This is a genomic window from Delftia sp. WY8 (assembly GCF_018437695.1).
Taxonomy (GTDB): Bacteria; Pseudomonadota; Gammaproteobacteria; order Burkholderiales; family Burkholderiaceae_C; genus Comamonas; species Comamonas tsuruhatensis.
Map to the genome: position 1 here is coordinate 2,215,166 of NZ_CP049795.1, position 25,435 is coordinate 2,240,600.

Genomic DNA, 25,435 nt, shown 5'->3' on the forward strand with positions numbered 1-25,435 from the left:
TCACTGCGCAGGGAACTTGCCGGTGCGGGCGGCCACGAACTCGGCCGGCTGCACCAGCTGGCCGGTCTTGTTGGACCAGTGGTTCTTGGCAAAGGTGACCACGGCGGCCAGCTCGGTATCGCTCAGCTGCTTCCAGGCGGGCATGGCGCCGTTGGCACGGCCTTCCAGCACCACATGCATCATCTCGGCCGTGGGACCCAGGACCACGGGGCTGCCGTCCAGCGCCTTGATAGGACCGGCGCCCTTGCCGTTGGCCTGGTGGCAGGCCGCGCAGTTGGCCGCATAGACCTTCTCGCCGCGTGCGATCAGGTCTTGCAGGGACCAGACCTTGCTGGGGTCGTCCTTCTTGGCGGCGGCGATCTTCTTTTGCTCGTCCACCCAGGCCTTGTAGCCGTCATTGGACAGCACCTTCACGTGGATGGGCATGTAGGCATGCTCCTTGCCGCACAGCTCGGCGCACTGGCCGTAGTAGTCGCCGGTCTTCTCGGCGCGGAACCAGGTGTCGCGCACGAAGCCCGGAATCGCATCCTGCTTGATGCCGAAGGACGGCACCATGAAGGAGTGGATCACGTCGTTGGCCGTGGTGATGATGCGCACCTTGCGGTCCACGGGCACGACCAGCGGGTTGTCCACCTTGAGCAGGTAGTCGTTGGGTGCCTTGGACACATCGCCGCTGTCGGACAGCACGCGGTGGCTGCTGTCCAGCGTGGAGATGAAGCTCAGGCCCTCGCCTTCGCCGTTGATGTAGTCGTAGCCCCATTTCCACTGGTAGCCCGTGGCCTTGATCGTGACATCGGCGTTGGTGGTGTCCTTCTGCGCCACCAGCACCTTGGTGGCCGGCAGCGCCATGAGCACGACGATGATGAAGGGCACGACGGTCCAGACCACCTCGACCGTGGCCGATTCGTGGAAGTTCGCGGCCTTGGCGCCGCGCGATTTGCGGTGCTTCCAGATCGAATAGAACATCACGGCGAACACGCCGATGAAGATCACCGTGCAGATGATCAGCATCATCCAGTGCAGGTAATGCTGCTCATGCGCGATGCGCGTGACCGCCGGATGAAGGTTGAGCTGATTGACGGCCGGGCCGCCTGGCAGATCTGTCGCCGCATGTGCAAGGGAGCCTGCCCCTGCCACACTCATCAAGCCCCAGAGAACCAGCCTGGTGGAAATACTTTTCATAGTTTTCACTTACATCTAAGCCTCGGGTTATCCACTCGCTCCGCTGCGCCGGCGTGGGGGCCGCGCAGCCAGACCGTTCAACGCCTGCCCAAAGGGCAACTCCCGGCCTCAACTGTCCGAGCATGCATGAAAGCGCAGCAGATGTGCCTGCGCGCAATCACCAATAGCGTGCCAGCCGGCATCAACGGCAGCTCGGACGTGGGACCAGGATGGGGGCGGGCCGCCATCCCCGCCTGCGCCTGCAGGCGCATGAACTCGGGGGACAGCAGCAAAGTGGATGGGAGGATGCGCGCGCGCCGGCCCTTCAGGGCATGTGTGCCGTGTGTGCCGTGTGTGCCGTGTGTGCCGTGTGTGCCGTGCGGGCCGGGAGCGGATGGAAGAAGGCAGCGCATGCGGCCCAGCAGTGCGGGCAGCAGGGAACACAGGGACAGAAAGACCAGTGCCCGCTCCCAGAGGAGCAGGCACTGCTGCAGCCGGTGATGATCAAACTTGCGGGCGGGCCACTCTTGAATGCGCCGGCCCGTTCTCGTTCCCGTGGCAAAGCGAAACACCAAATCGTCTCCCCTTTCGGCCTGCGGACCGCTGGTCTTTTCCCGGCCCGGGAGAGCGAGCCCAGGGAAAAGCTGTTGTCTCTGTCAGCTCGGGAAAAGTGTAGACGTTTTTGTTTTCGATCAATGACCGGAAAGCGACATTCAGGCTATCGCAAACCCGTGTTGCGCGGCTGGCGCAGCATGCTGCGCATGTCCTCCAGCGACACGGCGCTGCTGGACTCCAGGCGCACGCGCGGCTGCGGCTTGTAGGCATGGCCGTAGACGATCTCGAAGGTCAGCGCCAGCTGCCCGTCGGGGCCGGCCAGCCGTTCGCGCAAGCCGTCGTGCAGGCGCTGCTGCCAGCGGCGGCCGCGCAGCGCGGCAAAGCGTTGCGGATGGAAGTTGCGGCCCAGCTCGCGCAGCTCCTGCAGCAGCCGCTCGGGCGTGGCAAAGGTCAGCGTGATGTGCTCCATGTCCATCACCGGCTCGCTGAAGCCTGCGTGCACCAGCATGTCGCCCCAGTCATGCATGTCGGTGAAGGCCTGCCCGGCGGGCGGCCAGCCGAGCTGGGCGTAGAGGGCATGCAGTTCGCGCAGCGTATCGGGCCCCAGGCAGGAGAACATCACATAGCCGTCCACGGACAGCGCCTGGTGCCAGCGCGTGATCAGCGCCTGCGGGTCGGCCTGCTGGTGCAGGGCCATGTTGGCCCACAGCATGTCCACGCCGGCGGGCTCGGGCTCGCCGAAGCGCGTGGCGCCCCCGGTCCAGCGCGCGGGCTGCCACCAGCGCGCGCCCAGCTGCTCGCGGGCGGCGGCCTCATGCAGCGGCGAGGCTTCATAGACCAGGCATTCGGACTGCGCATAGCGCTGGCGCAGCAGCGCATGGGCCTGCAGGCCGCCGCGCACGGGCTGCCAGTGGCACCAGCGCTGGGGCGGCTTGACGATCCAGTCCAGCCGCTCCTGCATGCGGCGCGCCACCTCCTCATGCAGCCACGGCGAGGCCGCAGGCGCGCCCTGCTGCCAGCGCAATGCGGCGGCCGGATCGATGGTGGGAGGCAATTCGTGGGACATGGCTGGGCGGGGAATCCGTGCTCCTCAAAAGACAGGCGCCCGGCCCCGGAGCAAAGGGGTGGCGGACGCGGCGCGAGTATATTGACTCCATGCCCAACCTGCCTGCGTCATGGCTTTCGCGCTGGCATGCCGGCCTGCCCGGCCTGCTGCCCAGCCAATGCGCCGTCTGCCACCGCTGGCCTGCGCGGCGCCTGTGCCAGGACTGCCGCGCACGCTGGGCCGGACCCATGGCGCGATGCGGGCGCTGCGCCATGCCGCTGCCGGCCCGCACCGGCGCCGATGGTCCCCGCACCTGCGGCGCCTGCCTGATCAAGCCGCCGCCGCTGACGCACTGCCTGGCCGCGCTGGACTATGCCTACCCGTGGCACACGGTGATCGGCGACTTCAAGTTCCGGGGAGATACCGGCCTGGCACGCAGCCTGGCCGATCTGCTGCTGGAGTTGCCTCAGGCGCGCGAGCAACTGCAGCAATGCGACCTGCTGCTGCCCATGCCGCTGTCGCCGCAGCGCCTGCGAGAGCGCGGCTTTCACCAGACCCTGGTGCTGGCCCGCGCGCTCTGCAGCGCATCCACCCGGGGCAAGCTGCGGCACCAGGCCGTGCAGCGCGCCCACACGGCACAGGCCCAGCATGACCTGCCGCGCGCCCTGCGCCTGCGCCAGCTGCGCACGGTCTTTGCCGTGCCACCTGCGCAGCTGGCCCACGTGTGCGGCCGCAAGATCCTGTTGATCGACGATGTGATGACCACGGGCGCCAGCCTGCACGCGCTGGCCACCTGCCTGCGCCGCGCAGGCGCGGCCGAGGTCAGCGCCCTGGTGCTGGCGCGCACGCCCTGACCGCAGGGGACCGGGGCCCGGGGGCATCTGCCGCCGCGACACAATACGGGCCATGTTCCATATCGTTCTCGTCGCGCCGGAGATCCCGCCCAATACCGGCAATGTGATCCGTCTGGCCGCCAACACCGGCTGCAGCCTGCACCTGATCGAGCCGCTAGGCTTTTCCATGGAAGACCGCCTGATGCGCCGTGCCGGCCTCGACTACCACGAGTACGCGCCCGTGCGCCGCCATGCCGACTGGCAGGCCTTCCTGCAGGACTGCCGGCCGGACCGCCAGCGCATGTTCGCCATGACCACGCACAGCAGCAGCCCCGCCCACGCCATCGGCTTCCAGCCCGGCGACTGGCTGGTGTTCGGCTCCGAAAGCAAGGGCCTGCCCGCCGAGGTGCGCGAGCAGTTCCCGCCGCAGCAGCGCCTGCGCCTGCCCATGCTGCCGCAGCAGCGCAGCCTGAACCTGTCCAACGCCGTGGCCGTGACGGTGTTTGAAGCCTGGCGCCAGCAGCAGTTTGCCGGCGCCGCACTGGCCGAGGGCGCGCCCGGCGCGGCCTGAGCGACCGGCCTGGGTCGGCGGAAAGTTCCCCGCCGATTGTTTCAACCGCTGAAAAAGCGCATTGCCAATCCAAGGGTTTATCCTGATTCCACACCGTCCTACATTTGAGTCATGGGCTCTACGTTACCAAGCGATTTCCGCAAGGAACGCCCTGTCCCAGAAACAAAACAAAGGACTTGAATCATGAAGAACACCCGCCGTTTTGCCGTCCTGGCCGCCCTCACCGTTTCCGCCTTCGCCGCCCAGGCCGCCGGCTTCGACTACGCCGACAACAGCAGCTACCCGCCCGAAGTGAAGACCCAAAGCACGCTGACACGTGCCCAGGTCATGGCCGACCTGAAGGCCGCCCAGGCCAATGGCACCATGCCCTCCGTCGCCGAAGGCTACCTGCCCATCCAGAACACCGCCACCGCTGGCGTGAGCCGCGAGGAAGTGCGCCGCGAGGCCGCCGCTGCCGAGCGTTCGGGCCAGCTGAACTTCGGCGCCTGAGCCCCAGACCCCGCAACCGCTGCCACCACGCAGCCAGCCCGCAGGTGCCGCCTGCGGGCTTTTTTCATCGCCGGGCCGCCCCAAGATGAAAGCGCCCCCTTGGGGGGCAGCGGGCCTTGCGCAGCAAGGGTAGCGTGGGGATCAGTTTTCATTCAGGCCTTGGCACCGTAGTTGCGGGCCACGGACTCGGCCACGCAGGCGGGCTTGTCCGCGCCTTCGCGCTCCACGGTCACCAGCCAGGTCATCTGCAGGCCGCCGGGCTCGATGGGCTCGGCGGCCTGCAGCGTCAGGCGCGCGCGCAGGCGGCTGCCCACGGGCACGGGCGAGGTGAAGCGCACGCGGTTGAGGCCGTAGTTCACGCCCATTTGCGCGCCTTCGATGTGAAAGCAGCTCTGGAAAAACTGGGGAATCAGCGACAGCGTCAGAAAGCCATGCGCGATCGGCGCGCCGAAGGGGCCCTTGGACGCGCGCTCGGGGTCCACATGGATCCATTGCTGGTCGCCCGTGGCATCGGCGAACAGCTGCACCTGCTGCTGGGTGATGGTGATCCAGTCGCTGACGGCGACTTCCTGCCCCACACAGGCACGCACTTCGGAATAGGAATGGAAGGTTTTCATGCCCCAAATGGTAGGGGCCGGTGCCGCGCGCTCCATGTCGGGCGCGCGACAGGCTAGGGTTAGCCCAGGGAGGGGCTCAGCGCGAGGCGCGCTGCACGAAGAACAGCCCCGTGCCCACGGCCATCAGCAGCGCGCCGAAGACCCGGTTCTGGCTGCGCACGGCACGCGCGCTGCGCATGAAGCCGCGCAGCGCGCTGGCGCTGGCCGCATAGCCGTGCATGACCATGGTGTCCACGGCCAGCATGGTGGCGGCCAGGATCAGCAACTGCAGCCACAGTGGGCGGCTGGTGGTCATGAACTGGGGCAGCACAGCCACCATGAAGATGATGCCCTTGGGGTTGGTGGCGTTGGTCAGGAAGCCCGTGAGCACGCGGCGGCGCACGCTGAGCTCGGGCATGGATTCCTGGGTGGCCAGGGGTGCGGCACCCGAGCGCCATTGGCTGATGCCCAGGTAGATCAGATAGCAGGCGCCGACGATCTTCACGGCGTTGAACGCCCATTCGGAGGCCAGCAGCAGCGAGCCCACGCCCGCGCCGGCGATCAGCAAGATGGTCAGCAGCCCCAGCTGCAGCCCGAAGATGGTGGCGCTGCTCTTGCGCACGCCATACGACAGGCCATGGCTCATGGACAGCACGGCGCCCGAGCCCGGGGAGACCGCAATGATCCAGCAGGCCACAAAGTAGGCGATCCAAGTGTGCCAATCCATGCCAAACACCTTAAAAATACGGAGCAGGCCGGCATCTTAAAACCGTGCAGCCGATCTGGCGCACTGCCGCGGCAAAGCCGGATGGGGCGGTGAAGCATTCGGTGGCATTTTTCATCGCCGGGCCGCCCCAAGATGAAAACGGCCCCCTCGGGGGGCGCCCGGCCAGGGGCAGCGGACCTAGCGCAGCAAAGGGAGCGTGGGGGGCATTTTCAACCCTGTCAAAAAGCTGACCCAGCTGTGAGAGTGACACAATCAATCACCCCAGGGTAAACACCAACTCCAAGATCCCTAGCTTCCATGGAACACAGCGCCCCCATCTGGCTGACCTACGGCTTTCTCTATCTCACCGCCGCCGTGCTGGCCGTGCCCATTGCGCGTGCCCTGGGCCTGGGCGCCATCATTGGCTACCTGGGTGCCGGCATTGCCATGGGCCCCTGGGGACTGTCGCTTGTCAGCAATGTGGATGACATTCTTCATTTTGCCGAGTTCGGCGTGGTGCTGATGCTCTTCGTGATCGGGCTGGAGCTGCAGCCCAGCCGCCTGTGGGAGCTGCGCCGGCCCATCCTGGGATGGGGGCTCGCGCAGATGCTGGCCTGCACGGGCGTGCTGTTCCTGGCGGCCTGGGCCTTCGGCTTTTCCTGGCGCGTGAGCCTGATCGCGGGCATGGGCCTGGCCCTGTCGTCCACGGCCATCTGCCTGCAGGTCATGGCCGAGCGCAACCTCATGCGCACGCCCAGCGGCCAGGCCAGCTTTTCCATCCTGCTGTTCCAGGACGTGGCCGCCATTCCCATCCTGGCGCTGATCCCCATCCTGGGCGCGGTCAAGGCCGCCAATGCCACGCACACAGACAGCCACCTGTGGCTGCAGGTGCTCAAGACCGTGGGCACCATCGCCGCCGTGGTGGTGGGCGGCCGCCTGCTGCTGCGCCCCCTGCTGCGCTGGATCGCCCGCAGCCGCACGCCCGAGATCTTCACGGCCACCTCGCTGCTGCTGGTGGTGGGCATTGCCATGCTGATGGTGCAGGTGGGCCTGTCCATGGCGCTGGGAGCCTTCCTGGCCGGCGTGCTGCTGGCAGACAGCGAGTACCGCAGCGAGCTGGAGACCAACATCGAGCCCTTCAAGGGCCTGCTGCTGGGCCTGTTCTTCATGGCCGTGGGCATGAGCATCGATTTCGGCGTGCTGCTGCGCGCGCCCTGGGCCATGGCGGCCATGGTGCTGGGCTTTCTGGCGCTCAAGGGCGCCGTGCTCTACACCCTGGCCCGCGTGCTGAAGCTGCCCTGGCGCGAGCGCCCGGTGTTCACCCTGCTGCTGGCCCAGGGCGGCGAGTTCGCCTTCGTGGTGTTCCAGACGGCGGCGCAGTACAAGGTGTTCCACCACAGCATCTCGTCCATGCTGGTGGCCGCCGTGGCCCTGTCCATGCTGATCGGCCCGCTGGTGCTGGTGCTGATGGACAAGCTGCTGCTCAAGCGCTTTGCCGACATGAAGGATTGCCAGGTCGACGGCGCGGGCCAGGCTGCCAGGCCCCATGAAATATCGGAGCCGCAGGACGCGCAGGTCATCATTGCGGGCTTTGGCCGCTACGGCCAGATCGTGGCGCGCGTGCTGCTGACCCAGGGCGTGCCGGCCACCATCCTCGACCACAGCGTGGAGATGCTGGAAGTGGCCCACACCTTCGGCTACCGCGTGTTCTTCGGCGATGCCACCCGCATGGACCTGCTGCGCATTGCCGGCGCGGACAAGGCGCGGGTGCTGGTCATCGCGGTGGACTCTTCCGAGCAATCGCTGAAGATCGCCGCCCGCGTGCGCAAGCGCTTTCCGCACCTGGAGATCGTGGCCCGCGCGCGCGACATGGCCCACTGGTACCAGTTGCGCGACCTGGGCGTGCACCATGTCGAGCGCGAAGTCTTCGAGTCCAGCCTGGTCTCGGCACGCACCGTGCTGGAGCTCGCTGGCCACAGCCCTGCCGAGGCCCGGCGCACCACCGCGCGCTTTCGGGAGCACAACCTGCAGCTGATCGAGCGCATGTACCCCCACCACAAGGACCAGGCCCAGCTCATTGCCGTGGCCAAGCAGGGCCGCCAGCAACTGGTCGAGCAGATGGCCAAGGAGCGGCAGGAGGCCCAGGCGCAGCAGGAGAAGGAGCAGGCGCCGCAGGAAGCCCCGCCCCCGCCCGCCCCCTGAAAACCGGGCCTCAGGACGCGCCCAGCGCCTGCACCATGTGGTCCACGAACTGCGCCAGCTTGGGCAGCTGGCGGCGGTCCGGCAGATAGACCAGGTGCACCGGGCGCGGCAGTGGCACGCAGTCCTGCAGCACGGGCACCAGCCGGCCCGCGGCCATGTCGGCGGCCAGCAGCACCTCGGGCTGCAGGATCAGGCCCAGGCCGCGCAGCGCCGCATGGCGCAGCCCGTCGCCGCTGTTGCAGCGCAGGCGGGCGTCTTCGGGCCACTGCACCGAACCCGAGCCGTCGCCGCGCAGAATCCATTCCGATCGGCGCTGCCAGACCGCGTAGCTCAGGCAGTCATGGCGCGCCAGATCGCCCACGCCACGCGGATGACCGCGCCGCCGCAGGTAAGAAGGCGCCGCCGCGATCACCATGCGATAGGGCTGCAGCGGCCGCGCCACCAGGCCTTCGCCGCCCACGGGGCCGATGCGCACGGCCACGTCGATGTTCTCGCCCACCAGGTCGACCATGCTGTCGCTCAACTGCAGGTCCACGCGCACCAGCGGATGGGCCAGCTGGTAGTCGGCCACCAGCGGTGCGATCACATGGTTGCCCAGCGTGGTGGGCGCGCTGATGCGCAGCAGGCCCTGGGGCGCACTGCGGCTGCGCTCCACGGCCGACTCGGCCCAGCGCAACTGCTCGAAGACCTGGCGGCTGTCCTCGTAGAAGCTGCGCCCCACCTCGGTCAGGCTGTGGCGCCGCGTGGTGCGCTGCAGCAGGCGCGCGCCCAGATGGGCTTCCAGTTGCTGCACATGCTTGCCCACCATCACGGCCGAGATGTCCAGGCGCCGCGCGGCCTGGGCAAAGCTGCCGTCCTCGACCACGGCCATGAAGACCTCCATATTGCGCAGCTTGTCCATGGATTACCAACCAATGCTTAGGAGTACAAAAAGATCCAGCTACTTTATGCCATCCATGATTTGCAAAACACTGGAGGCCTGTTCACCCCCTCAGAAAGAAAACCGCATGAAGATCCTTCTCATCGGTGCCTCCGGCACCATCGGCCGCGCCGTACACGCCCTGCTGGCCCCGCGCCATGACATCGTCACCGTGGGCCGCAACAGCGGCGATCTGCGCGCCGACTTCACGCAGCCCGAGACGCTGCAGAAAATGTTCGAAGCCGCCGGTCAGGTGGACGCCATCGTCAGCACGGCCGGAAAGCTGCACTTCGGCCCGCTGTCCGAGATGACGGCCGAGCAGTTCAACTCCGGCCTGCAGGACAAGCTGCTGGGCCAGGTGCGGCTCGCCCTGCTGGGCCAGCGCTGGCTGCGCGACGGCGGCTCCATCACGCTGACCAGCGGCGTCGCCGCCACCGAGCCCATCCGCCACGGCGCCAATGCATCGACAGTGAATGCCGCCCTCCACGGCTTCGTCACCGGCGCCGCGGTCGAACTGCAGCGCGGCCTGCGCATCAACGCCGTGAGCCCCACCCTGCTGACCGAATCGGCCGATGCCTATGGCTCGGTCTTCCCCGGCTTCGAGACCGTGCCCGCCGCCCGCGTGGCCCTGGCCTACCAGCGCAGCGTGGAAGGCGCCCAGACCGGCAGGGTCTTCGAGGTGCTCTGACCTCTTCTTGCGGCGGGCCCTCGGCAAAGTCCTTGCGTGCCCGCCCAAAAGGGCCGCGTGCTACGCTGCGCGCCACCATGTTCAACCCCACCCAAGCCGATGTGCGGCGCTTTTTCTGCGGCGTGCGCACCAAGATGCTGAGCGGCGCGCCGATGGAGGCCATAGAGACGCTGGCCAGCCTCTGGATCGCCGAGCATCCCGAGTATTTCGATGACCTTGCCGACGTGGACGCCGCCCTGCTGCGCGACTACGACGCCACGCCCGGCGTGACCAATCCGTTTTTGCATCTGTCCATGCATCTGTCCATCAGCGAGCAGTGCAGCATCGACCAGCCGCGCGGCATACGCCAGGCCGTGGAGCTGCTCAGCCGCCGCCTGGACTCGCTGCACGACGCCCACCACGCCACCATGGAATGCCTGGGGCAGATGCTCTGGGAAAGCCAGCGTTCGGGCCGCCCGCCCGATGGCGAAGCCTATATCGCCGCAGTCCAGCGCCGCGCCACGAGTGACGGTGCCAAGGCCACGGGCGGCGCATAGCGCCTCTGTGCATCACCCTCAAGACAAAGCCCGCGATTGCGGGCTTTTGCTATGGGGTATGGGGCTGCGCGCGATTCACTGCGATTTGTGGCCCAGGCGGAAATGGGGCTGCGGCAGGGTCTGCAGCTCGCCATCGAGGCTGCCGATGTAGTTGGCCAGCGCCTTGAGTTCGCTGTTGGTGAACTGCTTGGCAATGCCGGCCATCACGCCGTTGCTGCGGCCGATATGGGGGTTGCCTTCGGTCTTGTAGGACTTGAGGGCGGAGTACAGATAGTCCGCATACTGGCCGGCCACCTTGGGGTAGCTGGGATCGATGGGTTTGGAAAAGCCCTGGCCGTGGCAGGATACGCAGGCGCCCTTTTGCAGCAGCGCGGCGACCTGGGTGCTGGGCTCGCGGACCTTGGCGTCGGCGGCCTTGGCCACGCCATGCTCGGCGTAGTAGGCCGCCACGTCGGCCATGTCCTGCTCGGTCAGCGGATCGGCAATGCCGCGCATGGTGGGATGCTTGCGTTCGCCCTTCTGGTAGGCCTGCAGCGCGGCCACGATGTAGGGTGCGCCCTGGCCGGAAATCTTGGGGACCTTGTACACCTCGGGGAAGCTGGCCTGGTAGCCCTGGATGCCATGGCAGCCAATGCACATGGCGATCTTCCCCTCCCCTGCCTTTGCGTCACCTTTGCTTTGCTGGGCCTGTGCCACAGAGGTCACAGATGCGACAGCCAGCGCCAATACCGTGGTCAAAGTTTTTATCATTTTGCGCGCACAATCCTTCAAGAGTTCTGACGGATGCCTACTGCTGAGCGGGTAGCGCGAACGATTATGGCAGTCACCGTCAAGCGTCCCCATCAATACTTACGCTGATACCGCCCATGAAATTTCAAGGTTCCGAGAACTACGTCGCCACCCAGGATTTGATGCTCGCGGTGAATGCCGCAGCCACCTTGCAGCGCCCGCTGCTGGTCAAGGGAGAGCCCGGCACGGGCAAGACCATGCTGGCCGAGGAAGTGGCCGCCGCGCTGGACATGCCGCTGCTGCAGTGGCACATCAAGTCCACCACCAAGGCCCAGCAGGGCCTGTATGAATACGACGCCGTCAGCCGCCTGCGCGACTCGCAACTGTCCGACATCGACGGCGGCGAGCGCGTCAAGGACATCCACAACTACATCGTCAAGGGCGTGCTGTGGCAGGCCTTCACGGCAGACCGGCCCGTGGCCCTGCTGATCGACGAGATCGACAAGGCCGACATCGAATTCCCGAACGACCTGCTGCGCGAGATCGACCGCATGGAGTTCTACTGCTACGAGACGCGCGAGATGATCCGCGCCAAGCACCGGCCGCTGGTGTTCATCACCTCCAACAACGAAAAGGAGCTGCCCGACGCCTTCCTGCGCCGCTGCTTCTTCCACTACATCAAGTTCCCCGACGCCGACACCATGCGCCAGATCGTGGCCGTGCACTTCCCCAAGCTGCAGGGCGAGCTGCTGGCCGCCGCGATGAAGGTGTTCTACGACGTGCGCAACCTGCCCGGCCTCAAGAAGAAGCCCTCCACCAGCGAGTTGATCGACTGGCTCAAGCTGCTGGTGGCCGAGGACATTCCCGTGGAATCGCTGCAGACCGCCGAGGGCAAGGTCGCCGTGCCGCCGCTGGTGGGCGCCCTGCTCAAGAACGAGCAGGACGTGAGCCTGTTCGAGAAGCTGGTCTTCATGAACCAGCGCAACCGCTGAGGCCAGCCATGCCGGATTCCAAGCCCGACACCGAAGGCCCCGACCACGCCGGCGCAGAATCGCGCGTGCCGGCCATCACCGGCCAGGTCACCACCATCCCCGTGGCTGGCGCCGTGGCGCACCAGGGCTTCGTGCAGCCCGTGGTCATGCGCTTCAACGGCGTGCGGCTCGAGCCCCTGGCGCTCAGCCATGAAGCGGGCCTGCGCGAGGCCGTGCAGGACGGCCAGCTGTGGCGCATCCGCGTGACCTCCGCGCCCGAGCCCGACGACGTGCGCGCCTATATCGAGGCCGCGCTGGAGCAGCGCAGCCAGGGCAAGCGCTTCGCGTTTGCCGTGCTCGACGACGACAGCGGCCGCGTGCTGGGCACCAGCAGCTACCACGACATCCTGCCCGAGGTGCGCCGCGTGGAGATCGGCTACACCTGGTACGCGCGCAGCGTGCAGCGCACCCATGTCAACACCTCGGCCAAGCTCATGCTCATGGGCCATGCCTTCGACACGCTGGCCTGCCATGTGGTGGGCTGGCGCACGGACTGCTTCAACTTCGCCAGCCAGCGCGCCATCGAGCGCCTGGGTGCCAGGAAGGACGGCGTGATCCGCGGCCACGCGCTGCGCCGCGACGGCACCATCCGCGACACCGTGATGTACAGCCTGCGCAGCGGCGAATGGCCCGAGTCGCGCGCCCAGTTGCTGGACCAGTTGCAGCGCCATTCGGACGGCAGCACCGCCGTGGCGCGCACATGAGGGCGCGTACGCAAGGCCCCCGGGAGATGCCATGCTGATCGACTTCTTCTACACCATGCGCGCGGCCAAGCTGCCCGTCTCGGTCAAGGAGTTCCTGACCCTGCTGGAGGCGCTGCAGGCCGGCGTGGTCGGCCCCAGGAGCGAGGACGCCTGGAGCCTGGACGACTTCTACCACCTGGGCCGCACCGTGCTGGTCAAGGACGAGAAGCACTACGACAAGTACGACCGCGCCTTCGCCGCCTACTTCAAGGGCGTGGAGATGGTGGCCGACCTCACGCGCGAGATTCCCCAGGACTGGCTGAAGAAGCTGCTGGAGCGCGAACTCTCGCCCGAGCAGAAGGCCGCCATCGAAGCCATGGGCTGGGACGAGCTGATGGACACGCTCAAGAAGCGCCTGGAGGAGCAAAAGGAGCGCCACGAAGGCGGCAACAAGTGGATAGGTACGGGCGGCACCAGCCCCTTCGGCCACGGCGGCTACAACCCGGCCGGCGTGCGCATCGGCGGGCCGGGCCGCAATAAGAGCGCCGTCAAGGTCTGGGAGCAGCGTGCCTACCGCGACTACGACGACACGCAGGAGCTGGGCACGCGCAACATCAAGGTGGCGCTGCGCCGGCTGCGCAAGTTCGCACGCGAAGGCAGCGACCTGGAGCTGGACCTGCCCGACACCATCCGCAGCACGGCCGCCAACGCGGGCTACCTGGACATCAAGATGATCCCGGAGCGCCACAACAACGTGAAGGTGCTGCTGCTCATGGACGTGGGCGGCACCATGGACGAGCACGTGCAGCGCGTGGAGGAGCTGTTCTCCGCCGTCAAGAGCGAGTTCAAGCACCTGGAGTTCTACTACTTCCACAACTGCGTCTACGACTTCATGTGGAAGAACAACCGCCGCCGCTTCGCCGAGAAGTTTCCGACCTGGGACATCATCCGCAAGTACAACAAGGACTACAAGCTGATCTTCGTGGGCGACGCCACCATGAGCCCCTACGAGATCCTGCAGCCCGGCGGCAGCGTGGAGTACATGAACGAGGAGCCCGGCGCCGAATGGCTGCAGCGCCTGACGCATGCCTTCCCGCGCTTTGCCTGGATCAACCCCGAGCCGCCCGGCGTCTGGCAGTACCGCCAGAGCATCAGCATCATCCAGCAGCTCACGGGCAACCGCATGTACCCTTTGACACTCAAAGGTCTGGAAGACGCCATGCGCCTGCTGTCAAAATAGGCCGATGCCCAAGCTCCCCCCCGCGACAGCGCCGGCCCGAGGGCCGGCGTTTTTGTTTCTGTTGAGTGCAGCCCTGATGCTCGGCGGCTGCAGCCTCCTGCCGTCCAAGAATGATGACAAGGACACGGACCCGTCGCTGATTGCAGCGACCGGCGACCCGGCCTTCTCCCTTGTCGTCGATGCGCCCAAGGAAGTGCGCGAGCTGCTGGAAAAGCACCTCGAACTGCGCCGCTACCGCTACCAGAGCGACCTGCAGCGGCGCGAGTTGACGCGGCTGCTGGGCGCCACCGACGCCAACGTGCGCGACCTGATCGGCACGCTGGGCTACTTCAGCCCCACGGTCACGGTGGAGATCAAGGAAACGCCCGAATCCGACGAGGCCCCGCTGCAGGTCACCGTCAAGGTGGACCCTGGCGAGCCCGCCACCATTGCGCGCAGCCAGGTGCGTTTTGCGGGCGTCAATGCCGATGATCCCGAAGGCGCCTCGCAGCGCGCCACCATCGAAAGCCAATGGCCGCTGCAGCCCGGCCAGCGCTTCAGCCAGGCCAGCTGGAGCCAGGCCAAGAGCCAGGGCCTGCGCACGCTGCAGTCGCGCCGCTACCCGCTGGCGCGCATCGACTCCAGCCTGGCCGACATCGACGCCGACACGCACGAGGCCGACGTCAGCGTGGCCTATGCGCCCGGCCCGGCCTACACCTTCGGCCCGCTGCGCATCGAAGGCGCCCAGCGCTACGACCCCGTGGGGACGGCCCGCATCGCACGCCTGCCCGAGGGCGAGGAATACGACCAGACCGCCCTGGTCGATGCCCAGCTGCGCCTGGCCAGCAGCGGCTACTACGACTCCGTCTTCCTCACGCTGGCCAACGTGCCCCAGCAGGGAGACAGCGCCGCCGAGGACGAGGAAGCCATCAAGCGCAAGGGCGCCCAGGTCACCACGCCCGTCATCGCCCAGGTGCGCGAGGCCCAGATGCAGAAATGGGTCTTCGGCGTGGGCATGAGCACCGACACCGGCCCGCGCCTGAGCGTGGACCACATCCACAACCGCCTGCCCTGGCTGGGCTGGCGCGCCGTCACGCGCATGCGCTTCGACCGCAAGAACCCGCTGATCTCCACGCAGTGGACCGCCCTGCCCGATGAAACCCTGTGGCGCTGGTTCACCACGGCCAAGGCCGAGCGCGCGCCCTCGGGCGACTTCGATGTCAACAGCCTGCAGCTGCGCGCCGGCCGCACCAAGTCCGAAGACCACATCGACCGCAACTACTACCTGCAGTACGACTACGCCAAGACCCAGGGCGAGGGCGCGCCGCCCTCCAGCTCGTCGGTCACGGCCAACTACGGCTGGACCGGGCGCTACTTCGACAGCACGCTGGCGCCCTCCTCGGGCTTCGGCTTTGCCTGGGAAGTCGGCGCGGGCACCACGCTCACGCCCCAGCGCACGCCGTTCGGCCGTGTCTCGGGCCGCTGGCTCAGCCTGATTCCCATCGGCGAGGTCGATCCCGAGACCAAGCGCCGCAGCCGCCTGGCGCTGCGCGCCTCCGGCGGTGCCTTGCTGGCCCGCAAGGATGCCGACCTGCCCGTCACCCAGCTGTTCATCACCGGCGGCGACAACACCGTGCGCGGCTACGGGTACCAGAGCATCGGTGCGCGCACCGACAGCGGCAAGGTCATCGGCGGGCGCTACATGGCCGTGGGCAGCATCGAGTGGCAGCGGCCCATCGTCATCAAGGGCAACACGCAGGACTGGGAGCACGCCGTCTTCCTGGACGCCGGCACCGTGGGCGATGCGCCCGACTCCATGTACATGCGCGTGGGCGTGGGCACCGGCCTGCGCTGGCGCAGCCCCGTGGGCCCCGTGCAGGCCGACATCGCCTGGGGCGCCCAGGAAAAGCAGCTGCGCCTGCACCTGCGCCTGGGCTTCAACTTCTGACCATGGTGGATTCCCGCTTGAATACCCCTGCCTCCTCCGCCGCGCCAGACCAAAGCCCCCAGGCGTCCCCTCCGTCGCCTGCGCCCCGCCGCCGCTGGCTGCGCTACCTGCTCTGGTTCTTCCTGGTCCTGGTCCTGCTGCTGGCCGCCCTGCTGGGTTCCGCCTGGTGGTGGAGCGGCCGTGCCGATTCGCTGGCCTACACCCTGCAGCGCGTGGCCGGCTGGCTGCCCGCAGGCCAGAGCCTGCAGGCCAAGGAAGTCACCGGCACCCTGCGCCAGGGCGGGCGCATCGGCTGGCTGCAATGGCAAAGCCCCACCATGAAGGTGGAGCTGCGCGACGCCACCATCGGCTGGCAATTGCGTCCCCTGCTGTCGCGCACCGTGCGCCTGGGCGAAGTGCGCATCGCCGAGCTGAACATTGCCAGCACGCCCGACCCCGAGGACAAGAAACCCGTCGAGCCGCTGCAGCAGCTCGTGCTGCCCGTGAAGATCGACGTGCCCTTCCATGTGGAGCGCATCGTCTGGCAAGGCCCGCCCCAGGCCGAAGTACTGGGCCTGCAAGGCCACTACGCCTACGACGGTAGCGAGCACCAGCTGGACGTGCGCGACCTGCAATGGGCCGATGGCAGCTACCAGGCCAGGCTGCGCCTGCAGGCCCGCGCGCCCATGGCCATCCAGGCCGAGCTGCAGGGCGACCTGCAGGCGCCTGCCCTGGCTTCGGACGACGAGGCCTCCACGGCCAAGGCCCCCAAACCTGCACCGCTGGCCGTGCAGGCAAAGGCCCGGATCGACGGCACCCTGGCCACCGCCGCTGCGCAACTGGGCATCAAGCTCCAGGTTGATGCCAAGCCCGGGACGGTGCCCGAGGAAACGCCTGCCCCTTCCGCCGTACAGAAATCCGCCAGGGCCGATGGCAAGAACGGCAAGGCCAGGGAGCGCAAGGAAGCCGCCCCCGTGTCCGAACCCATGCATGCGGACATCGAGGCCAGCATCCGGCCCTGGCAGCCCCAGCCGCTGCAGACCGCGCGCGCCCAGCTCAGCCAGATCGACATCGCCGCCTTCTGGCCCCAGGGACCGCGCACCCGCATCAGCGGCGAATTGCAGGCCGGGCCGGATGGCAAGGCAGCTGATACAGCCCAGGCACCCGCCACGGAACAGCCATCGGACCAGGCACCAGGCTCGGCCATCGCCACCACCGCCTGGCAGCTGACGACACGCCTGAACAACGCCATGCCCGGCCCCTGGGACCGCCAGCGCCTGCCGCTGGACCAGATCGAGGCCGCAGTGCGCTATGACGGCCAGCAGTGGCTGCTGGAGCAGGCGCAGATCGCCATAGGCTCGGGCAGCATCGACGCCCAGGGCCGCTTCGAGCCCGGCACCAAGGTCTTCGAAGGCCAGGCCAAGGTCCAGCGCCTGGACCCCGCCGCGCTCTACAGCCTCCTGGAAGCAGCGCCGCTGCAGGGCGAGCTGCGCGCCAGCACCACGGCCGAGCAGCAGGTGGACTTCAGCGTGGACATCCAGGCCGCAGCAGCGCCCGCAGGCGCCAAGCGCCAGCCCCTGCGCATAGAAAAACTCGCCACCAAAGGCCGCTGGGCCCAGCCCGTGCTGTCGCTGGAGAACCTGCAGCTTGATGCGCTGCAGGCCTCGGTGCGCAGCCGCAGCCTGCAGTTCGACACCGAACAGCAAAAGCTGCAGACCGTGCTGAAGGCCCAGCTGCCCGGCGCCGAACTCTCGCTGGACGGCCACATCAGCCCTGCCGCAGGCCAGGGCAGCAGCCAGCTCAAGCTGTCGTCACTCACCGCCCTCACACAGTGGCTGCGCAAGCTGCCCGGCATGAAGGACCCGCTGGCCGGCGCCCTGATCGAAGGCCAGGCCCAGCTGGACGCCAGCTGGCGCGGCGGATGGGGCGCACTGCAAAAGCGCATGAAGGCCGCCGTGGGCGACCCCCTGCCCGCCAGCGGCCTGCAGCTGCAGGCCGACCTGCAGGCCGCCAAGCTGCGCTACCTGCCCGCCAACACGCCGCCCGAGCAGGCGCTGGAGCTGCCCGAGCTGCGCCTGGCCCTCAAGGGCTCGCCCGAGCAGGCCAGCCTCACCCTGGCCGGCCAGGCGAAGCGCGGCACGCAGACCGCGCAGATCGACACGGCCCTGCAGGCAGGCCTTGCCACGGCGCGCGGTGCCGCGCCCCTGGACTGGCAGGCCAGCATCGACAAGCTGCAGGCCCGGCTGAGTCCGGGCCAGGACCTGCCCGGCCCATGGCAGCTGCAACTGGCAGGCAACCAGCCCGTACGGATCGCCCAGCGCACCACGGGCCGCACCGTGCTGTCCACCGCCTTCACGGCATCGGCCGGCAGCCTGCAGGTCACGCCGCCCACCCTGCCCCAGCGCCGCACCAATGCCCAAGCGCCCCAGCCCGTGCTGCTGGCCTGGGACGACACCCGCGCCAGCCAGGGCGGCGACGGCCGCTGGGCCCTGCGCAGCACAGGCCGCGCCCAGGCATTGCCGCTGGCCTGGGTCGATGCCCTGTCCATGGCCGAGGAGCCCCCGCTGGCCGCCATGGGCCTGAGCGGCGACCTGAGCTTCAACGCCCGCTGGGACATCGACACGACGGGCCCCGCGCTCAAGGCCGAACTGCTGGTCGAGCGTGCAGCCGGCGACCTGCGCCTGGCCGTGGAAGACGGCTCGGGCACCACCGTCATCCACACCACGGGGCCGCGCTCCAGCAAGCCCGGCGAAGTGCGCACCCGTACCGTGCGCGGCGCCGGCATGCGCGCCCACATCAAGCAGGCCCGCCTGAGCGTGCGCGCCCAGGGCGACGACGTGCAGGCCAAGCTCGACTGGGACAGCGAACGCGCCGGCACCCTGACCGCGCAGCTGGGCACGCGCCTGGCCCAGCAGGACGGCACCTGGACCTGGCCCGAGAAGGCCCCTCTGTCCGGCCAGATCGACGCCCGCATGCCCGACATCGGCATCTGGGCGCTGTTCGCCCCGCCCGGCTGGCGCGTCACCGGCTCGCTGCAGGCCAAGGCCGAGATCAGCGGCGACCGCCAGAACCCGCAGTGGCAGGGCAATCTCTCGGCCGACGGCCTGAGCATCCTGTCCGCGCTGGACGGCATCGACCTGCAAAACGGCGTGCTGCGCGCGCGCCTGCAAGGCAACCGCCTGGACCTGACCGAGCTGCGCATGCAGGGCGGGCGCGGCAGCAATGCGCGCATCCTGGGCTACAGCGGCAACCTCACCACGGCACCGCGCGAAGGCGGCGAACTCACGGGCTCGGGCTTCGTGCGCTGGGACCCGCCCAACGCCGATGGCAGCAACTCCGGCCTGAGCATGGACCTGCGCGCCCAGGCCACCAGGCTGCAGGTGCTGGTGCGTGCAGACCGCCAGGTCAGCGTCTCGGGCGGCCTGCAGGCCAGGCTGGAGCAAGGGCAGTTCACGCTGCGCGGCGACCTCACCACCGACCGCGCCACCATCATCCTGCCCGAGGAATCCGCCCCATCGCTGGACTCCGACGTGGTCGTGCACTCGGCCGCCTCGCGCAAGGCCGAGCAGGAAGCGGCGCGCAAGCAGCAGCAGGCCGACCGCAAGGCCCAGGCCCGTGCCGAAACCATCAAGCTGCCCGACATCCTCGTCAAGCTCGACCTGGGCCGCGACTTCGCGCTGCAGGGCTACGGCATCACCACACGCCTGGAAGGCGCGCTGGAAGTGCAGGGCCCCACCGTGGCGGGCGGCCCGCCGCGCATTACCGGCGAGATCCGCACCGTGCAGGGCCGCTACCGCGCCTGGGGCCAGTCGCTGGACGTGGAGACCGGCCTCATCCGCTTCAACGGCCCCTACGCCAACCCCTCGCTGGACATCCTGGCGCTGCGCCCGAACATCGCCGTGCGCGCAGGCGTGCAGGTGCAGGGCACGGCCAACGCCCCGCGCGTGCGCCTGTACTCCGACCCCGAAATGCCCGATGCCGAAAAGCTCTCCTGGGTGGTCATGGGCCGCGACCCCGCCACGGGCGGCGCCGAAAGCGCCCTGCTCCAGCAGGCCGCGCTGTCCCTGCTCAGCGGCGGGCGCAACAACAGCGGCAAGATCGCCAGCAACCTGGGCCTGGACGAGATCGGCTTCAAGGGCCCGGGCGGCGAGGGCTCCACCGGCGCGGCCCTCACCCTGGGCAAGCGCCTGTCCAGCGACCTCTATGTCACCTACGAGCAAAGCCTCTCGGGCGCCATGGGCACGCTGTACATCTTCTACGACCTCTCGCGCCGCCTCACCCTGCGCGGCCAGACCGGGGAAACCAGCGCGCTGGACCTGATCTACACCGTGCGCAAGGACTGACGCTCCACCCCTGCGCAGCCGCCCTGCCGGCGCTGCGCGGGGCGGACCCGCCATGGGTTTACAATCGCCGTTTGCTCCTCTCCGTAGTTCAATGGATAGAACGGGCGCCTCCTAAGCGCCAGATACAGGTTCGATTCCTGTCGGAGGGACCATCACTTTCCCAATCGCGACAACCACTTACCGCGCATTAAGTGGGTGCCTGGGACATAAGTGGGACATGGACGGGCTATTTGAGCCCCTGGTTATCGAGGTCTTTTTTCATCCTGATGAGAGCCGCCGAAGCCTCTTCTGGCGTCATGCACTCCCCTCGATCCCAGACGCTTTCACGAACATAGATCTTTCCGCGGGCCTCGCAATGCTTGGTGTTGGCTTCAACGCGCTCGGCCGACTCCTTGTGCAGATCATCTGCTGTTTTCTCAAGGGACGGCTTGCTCAACGCCAGCACTGCCAATAGTGCGCACGCAAACGCAGCCACCCACATCAGACTTTTCAGCTTCTTCACCTTCAGCTCCTCCAATAGATGACGAGCATTCTATGAAGTCATCAGGAGGGGCGGCCTCCGAACTGCGAATGCAGACTAACAAGCCGCTGCGCCAGCGTCTCGGCATCGTGGCGCATGGCGTCTATCGAAGTGGTGCCGATAGAGACATGGCCGTACCAGATGTGGAAGCCGTCCAGGCCTGGGACCGTGGCCACCGCGCAGTCTCGTATCGCCCCCGAAATGGTTGCGGTCTGGAACTCCGAAATCTCGGCGCGTCCGTCCAGGACTCGCACTGCGTACAGCCCCGGCTCCTCCTTGTCGATGTGGAGCGTGTAGATCATGGCTTGCGGCCTGGCACCAGCTGGATAGATCCCGTGCCCTGGTCGCGGCGTGGCGAGATCCAGTAGACCCACAGCCCCCGAGCCCAGGCGCAGGCATAGATGATCGATACGGCGAAGATGCCCCACTGCTCGGCCTGCCAGCTGGCGTAGAACCAGAATGGCTGGCCGAGCATGCCGAACACCGGCGCCCACTTGCGCGAGCCCTCGCCCCGGGCCTGGGAGAGCCAGGCCGCCAGGGCGCCCAGTAGGGCAATTGCGATCTGATCGAAGCTCATGACTCATCGTAAAGGGTCTATGCGCACAAGCACAGGGCTAGGCAAGCAGCTTCGTTCGATAATTGATTCTCGATAGAAAGATTCTTCTGTAGGGGTAAAGCCATGCGTAGCAGGTCAGCCGCATCATTCGCGATTCAGGCAACAGGCTGACTTGGAAAGTGCGAGTCATTGAGGACTTCGAGGCGCTGTGGAGCACAGTGCCGATGGGCGAAGCGTTGACCACCTTGGACAGAGGGCGAAGCGTTGAAGAAACGTTGCTCTTGAGCGCATCTTCGTCGTGTGGCAGATAGACGATGGAATGTGTAGGGGATGAGCTTGACCAGTAGGCATCTCGCTTGCCGCCTGTACGGCCTCACAGGCTGGGAGAAGCTACATATTGCTGGGTGTGGGAATCAGGCGTAGCATCCGTCAACTTCCCCAATGTGAGCGGCGGCAACTATGACGCAACCCTACAGTCAGCAGGCAGGGCGACAGAAGCCTTGGTCACCGATAGCCAAGGCGGCACCTCCCTATGCAGGATGACTATTTGGAAGACGACCCTTACGGCCCAAACACGGAATCTTCATGGAGTCCGTATGTCACGTTGGGTATTTTGCTATTGGGGACGCTGATCATCATCGCCGCCATATGGCTTATTTCCAAGCGTCCGCAAGCCTCATTTAGTGCTCACCGAACTATTGGAATGGCATCGTCCACCGAAGAAGCATCTCTGCCGATCACGCCCGACGCTCCCCAATGCACCAGAGACAGCTGGAGTGCTGGCGAGCGCATTTGAGGTCGCCTTCTCGCGCTCAAGCCTCAAACGGCTTGCGGTCACGTCCCTCAATCCAGCGAGGCGGACGCCCTCGGCCTGACCATGTCTCGCCAGTCTTGGGGTTGCGGTAGCGTGCGGTGTTTTGCCGCAACTGGTCGGCGGCAAACAAGTCGCCGCTCTCCAAGTGGTAATCACGTACAAGCTTACGAGCCGCTTGGATGGCCTGCGGCTTTCCGGCATCAAGCACGTTGATCGCAGCATCCAAGGCAACCTTCAGTTTGAGAAGAGCTTTGTACTTTTTTGGCATTTGGCACCTCACTAAGACCGCGCCCCCGATACGTGGGACCAGTACTGACCAGAAGTCTTTACGCCTTCACCATGCGCGTGCGCCCAGTAATGGGTTCTCTGCACTGATCTAGCACTTCTTCAGACGCGGCGCTTTTTGACAGCCACCTCCAAGCGCTCGAAAAAAACGCTCTCGTCCGCCAGCCTAATAACGGCTAGGCGATTGCACTGCACTGCTCTCATTTTGTTCAAAAGTTGCTCACGCACAGACGCGGCCCCACGCCAGATGGCCGACAGCGCAGCCCTCGTTATCTCAAACTCGCCGCAAGAGGGGCAGAAATAGTGACGCTGAGAGCCGCCATCCAGCAGATATGCTCTGGACCGCTCTTGACAGAGCGGGCACAGCGACCAAATACACAAAAGCATGAACCCACTTTGAACTGTGCACTGTGTCGGTGCATCAGTAAAAATCTCTAGGGCTCCGTCCCCAAGGCGACATTTCGGAAACGCCACACCTTCCCAAACCAAGTTGGGAAGCTTCCCACTGGAGCATCCGTGGAGAGACAGAGACAGGGAGAGGTATGGAGAAGACGATAACAGCCAGGCCGTGAGCGTACACCTGGATTCCCGCCCCTCGAAGAGACGCTGGAATATCAGGAGCGCCGCCAGCGATGAGCGGCGATCGAAATGCTCTACGCTCGCGCGTCAATGGGATAGCTTGGGCCAACGTCCGGCATCAGCGCGGCGTCAGCGGCACCGTGCAGGTCAGCAAGGCGGCCAGCAGCCGCACTTCGTAGCCTTCGCGGCGGTCGATCTCGGCCAGGGCGGCGCGCAGCAATTCGAAGGGGTCGGCATCGTCGGCCAGGGCTTCCGTGGGCATGGCAGGCCTGTCCGGCACCGGCTCGCGGCACTCCACGGGCACAGGCACCTTGACCTCCTGGATCTCGACACGCGGCACGGATCCGCAGCCGGCCAGGGCCAGCGTGCCCAGCAGCATCAGCGTGCGCATCATGGCTTGGCCCTCCCCTTGAGCCAGTCGCTGCCCAGGGTCTGCAGGCTCGCGCAGCTGTCGCCGGGCGCGGCCGGCGCGGTGGCCAGGGTGTAGTCGGCGCGGGCGTTGAGCGCGGCGGCCTGGCCAGCGGCAGCAGCACGGGCCGGCGCCGCCTCGGCAGCACGCTGCGTGGCCAAGGCGCCCAGGGCCTCGGTGGCATCGCTACAGGCCTGGGCCGCCTGCAGGGCGCCGTTGCGCTGGCCCGTCATGCTCGACAGCTCAGCGGCGGCCGTGGCCGCATCGTCCCGGGCGGACAGCCAGGCCCAACCCAGCAGGGCATTGCCTGCAGCGCTGGCCACCAGCACGGCCACAAGGGCCGGCAGAAGCTTTTCGCTGATCATCAGTTGTCCTCCGCAGCGAACAGCAGGTTCTCAGCGCCCCGGTTCGTCCAGCCACGGCCGAACTGGTCGAACTTCGCCAAGCTGGCCCAGAACTTCAGCCGGAAGCCCAGGAAGCGCAGCAGCACATCGTTGTGCCCGCGCAGCTTCTGCATGCTGTCCAGGGCGGCCTGCGAACGCGGCCCCCATATGCCGTCATCCGCCACCATCACGGCCCGCTGCAGGATCCGCACGGCGTTGCCCCGGCCATGGTTGACTGTCGCATCGAACATCTGGAACTTGATCGCCGGATGCGCGCGGCCAATCACGTCCCAGAAGTCCTCCAGATAGATCGCCTTGGCCTGCTCCAGCGTCAGACCCTTGATGTCGAGATGTGGGTACGCGGCGGCCGAAATGCCGTACTTGGTGCCCTTGAGCTCGCCGCGGCCTTGTCGGCCTCCGGTCCAATTGCCGTCATCGGCGGGGTTGGCTGTGAACTTCCCTTCGTGCCCGATCAGCCTGTCGAATGCCTGGTCAAAGTTCATGGTCCTCTTGCCTCCGCATGGGGTGGCCAGCGCCGTGCCAGCGAGCCACGTTGATAAGCAGGCCTGCCAGCACGCAAGCCGAAAAAATGGTGTCGCCCACAGTGGTCCATGTGTTCCACAGCGTCGGTTGCAGGCCCGAGGCCACGGCGCCAGCCAGCAGCAGGACATACCGGGCGCGGGCCAGCTTGTGGATGCGGGCCACGTGCGAGTTCAGGCGGCAGATGCACGCCCAGCCGATGCCGGCGCAGATCACCAGATTGGCCATGGCCAGCAGTTGATGGGATTGCCACGTCATCACGCACCTCCCTCGCCGCCCCCGGCCTTGCGCTCCAGGACCCGGGCCGCGCGCTCGAAGAGCCAGCGGCCAAGCCGGGGCCAGTCGTCGCCCACGCCGCCCACCAGCAGCGCGATGGGGGCCAGCATCCAGTTGGTTTCATCGAAGCCGAGCCATCGGCCTGCCAGCGTGGCCAGCCCCACGGTCACGAGCAGCGCGGTCACGTTCAGCCGCAGGAAATAGCCGGCAGCGCCCAGGCGCGCGCTCGGGTCGCGCCGACCCAGCGCCCAGGCCGCGCCCACGGTGGACGCGATCAGGATCACGGCATACGGCCCCACCAGGGCGGCCAAGGCCGGGCCAAACAGCACCGAGGCCAGCGCGATGGCCACATTCGTAGGTTCCAGTTGATTCATAGCCCTCCCTGGGCAAAAGAAAACCCGCCGAAGCGGGTTGGTGTTGGGATGGCGCGGCTCAGGGCAGCTCGTGCGGCTGGATCGGCACGTCGATGATCGCGGCCGGGTCGATGTCGTGTCCTGCGGCTTGCAGGATGGCCAGCCCTGCAGGCAAGTCAGCGTTATCGAGATCGATGTACTTGCGCACGCTCGCGTCGCGCACAACGGCACGCACTTGCGGCGACTCATCGGACAGGATCGACCATTTGGCAGCACCGAAGCGGTCGTAGAACGCGCCAACACTGATGTGGCGCACGACCACAATCTCAGGCTCGGGCACTGGCTCTGCGAGACGCCAGCGGCCCGGGAATGTTTCCTCAGCCCATTCCTGAGTCCCGATCACTGTGTTTTCCACGGAGCCATCCTCTTTCAAAATCTCAATGCGTTCCATTTTTAGCTCCGGTAAAACTCAATAATCACGCAGCCA

The 25,435-nt window shown here is 67.0% G+C and carries 27 protein-coding genes and 1 tRNA gene; 12 read left to right on the top strand and 16 right to left on the bottom strand.

Going from position 1 to position 25,435, the window contains the following annotated elements:
* Together coxB and G4D77_RS10185 are read right to left on the bottom strand one after the other, a co-directional pair.
* Entirely contained in the window at window positions 1-1,182 is a 1,182-nt protein-coding gene (gene coxB / locus G4D77_RS10180; RefSeq protein ID WP_016450139.1) for a cytochrome c oxidase subunit II, read from the bottom strand.
* Window positions 1,183-1,879: 697 nt separating this feature from the next.
* A complete protein-coding gene (locus G4D77_RS10185; protein WP_154835445.1) occupies window positions 1,880-2,782 on the bottom strand; it encodes a class I SAM-dependent methyltransferase in 903 nt (300 codons plus the stop codon).
* An 89-nt stretch (window positions 2,783-2,871) separates the two neighbouring features.
* On the opposite strand from G4D77_RS10185, the gene G4D77_RS10190 reads away from it, so the two are divergent.
* The 3 genes from G4D77_RS10190 (at window position 2,872) to G4D77_RS10200 (ending at window position 4,654) form a co-directional block, all read left to right on the top strand.
* Window positions 2,872-3,615: a ComF family protein gene (locus G4D77_RS10190; protein WP_074923040.1), complete on the top strand. Its 744-nt coding sequence runs from the start codon at window positions 2,872-2,874 to the stop codon at window positions 3,613-3,615.
* 52 nt (window positions 3,616-3,667) lie between these two features.
* Window positions 3,668-4,165, top strand: a complete 498-nt coding sequence (trmL, locus tag G4D77_RS10195) for a tRNA (uridine(34)/cytosine(34)/5-carboxymethylaminomethyluridine(34)-2'-O)-methyltransferase TrmL (RefSeq protein ID WP_016450136.1) — start codon at window positions 3,668-3,670, stop codon at window positions 4,163-4,165.
* 183 nt (window positions 4,166-4,348) lie between these two features.
* Window positions 4,349-4,654 carry a DUF4148 domain-containing protein gene (locus G4D77_RS10200; RefSeq protein WP_016453737.1) on the top strand — a complete coding sequence of 102 codons (306 nt, stop codon included), beginning with the start codon at window positions 4,349-4,351 and terminating at the stop codon, window positions 4,652-4,654.
* 152 nt (window positions 4,655-4,806) lie between these two features.
* On the opposite strand, the gene G4D77_RS10205 is transcribed toward G4D77_RS10200, so the two are convergent.
* Window positions 4,807-5,271: a MaoC family dehydratase gene (locus G4D77_RS10205; RefSeq protein ID WP_017406698.1), complete on the bottom strand. Its 465-nt coding sequence runs from the start codon at window positions 5,269-5,271 to the stop codon at window positions 4,807-4,809.
* Between the two features lie 76 nt (window positions 5,272-5,347).
* Window positions 5,348-5,977, bottom strand: a complete 630-nt coding sequence (locus G4D77_RS10210) for a LysE family transporter (protein WP_012203595.1) — start codon at window positions 5,975-5,977, stop codon at window positions 5,348-5,350.
* Window positions 5,978-6,274: 297 nt separating this feature from the next.
* On the opposite strand from G4D77_RS10210, the gene kefC reads away from it, so the two are divergent.
* The gene (gene kefC, locus G4D77_RS10215; RefSeq protein WP_154835447.1) at window positions 6,275-8,158 is read left to right on the top strand and encodes a glutathione-regulated potassium-efflux system protein KefC; all 1,884 of its coding nucleotides are present in this window, start codon (window positions 6,275-6,277) and stop codon (window positions 8,156-8,158) included.
* Window positions 8,159-8,168: 10 nt separating this feature from the next.
* Here the strand turns inward: kefC and G4D77_RS10220 are convergent, their stop codons facing one another.
* Entirely contained in the window at window positions 8,169-9,059 is an 891-nt protein-coding gene (locus G4D77_RS10220) for a LysR family transcriptional regulator (RefSeq protein WP_154835449.1), read from the bottom strand.
* A 106-nt stretch (window positions 9,060-9,165) separates the two neighbouring features.
* On the opposite strand from G4D77_RS10220, the gene G4D77_RS10225 reads away from it, so the two are divergent.
* The gene (locus G4D77_RS10225; RefSeq protein WP_034347952.1) at window positions 9,166-9,765 is read left to right on the top strand and encodes a short chain dehydrogenase; all 600 of its coding nucleotides are present in this window, start codon (window positions 9,166-9,168) and stop codon (window positions 9,763-9,765) included.
* A 77-nt stretch (window positions 9,766-9,842) separates the two neighbouring features.
* Window positions 9,843-10,301: a DUF1841 family protein gene (locus G4D77_RS10230; RefSeq protein ID WP_016453732.1), complete on the top strand. Its 459-nt coding sequence runs from the start codon at window positions 9,843-9,845 to the stop codon at window positions 10,299-10,301.
* A 75-nt stretch (window positions 10,302-10,376) separates the two neighbouring features.
* Here the strand turns inward: G4D77_RS10230 and G4D77_RS10235 are convergent, their stop codons facing one another.
* The gene (locus tag G4D77_RS10235; protein WP_016450129.1) at window positions 10,377-11,051 is read right to left on the bottom strand and encodes a c-type cytochrome; all 675 of its coding nucleotides are present in this window, start codon (window positions 11,049-11,051) and stop codon (window positions 10,377-10,379) included.
* 116 nt (window positions 11,052-11,167) lie between these two features.
* On the opposite strand from G4D77_RS10235, the gene G4D77_RS10240 reads away from it, so the two are divergent.
* The 6 genes from G4D77_RS10240 (at window position 11,168) to G4D77_RS10265 (ending at window position 20,385) form a co-directional block, all read left to right on the top strand.
* Window positions 11,168-12,022 (top strand): AAA family ATPase, encoded by an 855-nt coding sequence (locus G4D77_RS10240; protein ID WP_016453731.1) that lies wholly within the window; start codon window positions 11,168-11,170, stop codon window positions 12,020-12,022.
* A gap of 8 nt (window positions 12,023-12,030) precedes the next feature.
* Window positions 12,031-12,765 carry a GNAT family N-acetyltransferase gene (locus G4D77_RS10245; RefSeq protein WP_016453730.1) on the top strand — a complete coding sequence of 245 codons (735 nt, stop codon included), beginning with the start codon at window positions 12,031-12,033 and terminating at the stop codon, window positions 12,763-12,765.
* A gap of 31 nt (window positions 12,766-12,796) precedes the next feature.
* Window positions 12,797-13,984, top strand: a complete 1,188-nt coding sequence (locus G4D77_RS10250) for a vWA domain-containing protein (RefSeq protein ID WP_016453729.1) — start codon at window positions 12,797-12,799, stop codon at window positions 13,982-13,984.
* A 4-nt stretch (window positions 13,985-13,988) separates the two neighbouring features.
* Window positions 13,989-15,911, top strand: a complete 1,923-nt coding sequence (locus G4D77_RS10255) for an autotransporter assembly complex protein TamA (protein WP_410172287.1) — start codon at window positions 13,989-13,991, stop codon at window positions 15,909-15,911.
* 2 nt (window positions 15,912-15,913) lie between these two features.
* Window positions 15,914-20,233, top strand: a complete 4,320-nt coding sequence (locus G4D77_RS10260) for a translocation/assembly module TamB domain-containing protein (RefSeq protein WP_154835451.1) — start codon at window positions 15,914-15,916, stop codon at window positions 20,231-20,233.
* A 77-nt stretch (window positions 20,234-20,310) separates the two neighbouring features.
* Window positions 20,311-20,385, top strand: a tRNA-Arg gene (locus tag G4D77_RS10265).
* 74 nt (window positions 20,386-20,459) lie between these two features.
* On the opposite strand, the gene G4D77_RS10270 is transcribed toward G4D77_RS10265, so the two are convergent.
* The 10 genes from G4D77_RS10270 to G4D77_RS10315 all read right to left on the bottom strand — a co-directional run bounded on the left by G4D77_RS10270 (window position 20,460) and on the right by G4D77_RS10315 (window position 25,399).
* Window positions 20,460-20,735 carry a hypothetical protein gene (locus G4D77_RS10270; protein ID WP_154835452.1) on the bottom strand — a complete coding sequence of 92 codons (276 nt, stop codon included), beginning with the start codon at window positions 20,733-20,735 and terminating at the stop codon, window positions 20,460-20,462.
* A gap of 41 nt (window positions 20,736-20,776) precedes the next feature.
* A complete protein-coding gene (locus tag G4D77_RS10275) occupies window positions 20,777-21,055 on the bottom strand; it encodes a hypothetical protein (RefSeq protein ID WP_154835454.1) in 279 nt (92 codons plus the stop codon).
* Entirely contained in the window at window positions 21,052-21,330 is a 279-nt protein-coding gene (locus tag G4D77_RS10280) for a hypothetical protein (RefSeq protein ID WP_154835456.1), read from the bottom strand. The genes G4D77_RS10275 and G4D77_RS10280 overlap by 4 nt, the downstream gene beginning before the upstream one ends.
* 791 nt (window positions 21,331-22,121) lie before the next feature.
* Window positions 22,122-22,391 (bottom strand): H-NS histone family protein, encoded by a 270-nt coding sequence (locus G4D77_RS10285; protein WP_154835458.1) that lies wholly within the window; start codon window positions 22,389-22,391, stop codon window positions 22,122-22,124.
* Window positions 22,392-23,105: 714 nt separating this feature from the next.
* Entirely contained in the window at window positions 23,106-23,381 is a 276-nt protein-coding gene (locus G4D77_RS10290) for a hypothetical protein (RefSeq protein WP_154835460.1), read from the bottom strand.
* Window positions 23,378-23,761, bottom strand: a complete 384-nt coding sequence (locus tag G4D77_RS10295; protein WP_154835462.1) for a hypothetical protein — start codon at window positions 23,759-23,761, stop codon at window positions 23,378-23,380. Before G4D77_RS10295 ends, G4D77_RS10290 begins: the two co-directional genes overlap by 4 nt.
* Window positions 23,761-24,282 carry a glycoside hydrolase family 108 protein gene (locus tag G4D77_RS10300; RefSeq protein WP_154835464.1) on the bottom strand — a complete coding sequence of 174 codons (522 nt, stop codon included), beginning with the start codon at window positions 24,280-24,282 and terminating at the stop codon, window positions 23,761-23,763. Before G4D77_RS10300 ends, G4D77_RS10295 begins: the two co-directional genes overlap by 1 nt.
* The gene (locus G4D77_RS10305) at window positions 24,272-24,577 is read right to left on the bottom strand and encodes a hypothetical protein (RefSeq protein WP_154835466.1); all 306 of its coding nucleotides are present in this window, start codon (window positions 24,575-24,577) and stop codon (window positions 24,272-24,274) included. Before G4D77_RS10305 ends, G4D77_RS10300 begins: the two co-directional genes overlap by 11 nt.
* Window positions 24,577-24,969 carry a hypothetical protein gene (locus G4D77_RS10310; RefSeq protein ID WP_154835468.1) on the bottom strand — a complete coding sequence of 131 codons (393 nt, stop codon included), beginning with the start codon at window positions 24,967-24,969 and terminating at the stop codon, window positions 24,577-24,579. Before G4D77_RS10310 ends, G4D77_RS10305 begins: the two co-directional genes overlap by 1 nt.
* Window positions 24,970-25,027: 58 nt before the next feature.
* Window positions 25,028-25,399: a hypothetical protein gene (locus tag G4D77_RS10315; RefSeq protein WP_154835470.1), complete on the bottom strand. Its 372-nt coding sequence runs from the start codon at window positions 25,397-25,399 to the stop codon at window positions 25,028-25,030.
* Window positions 25,400-25,435 lie beyond the last annotated feature (36 nt).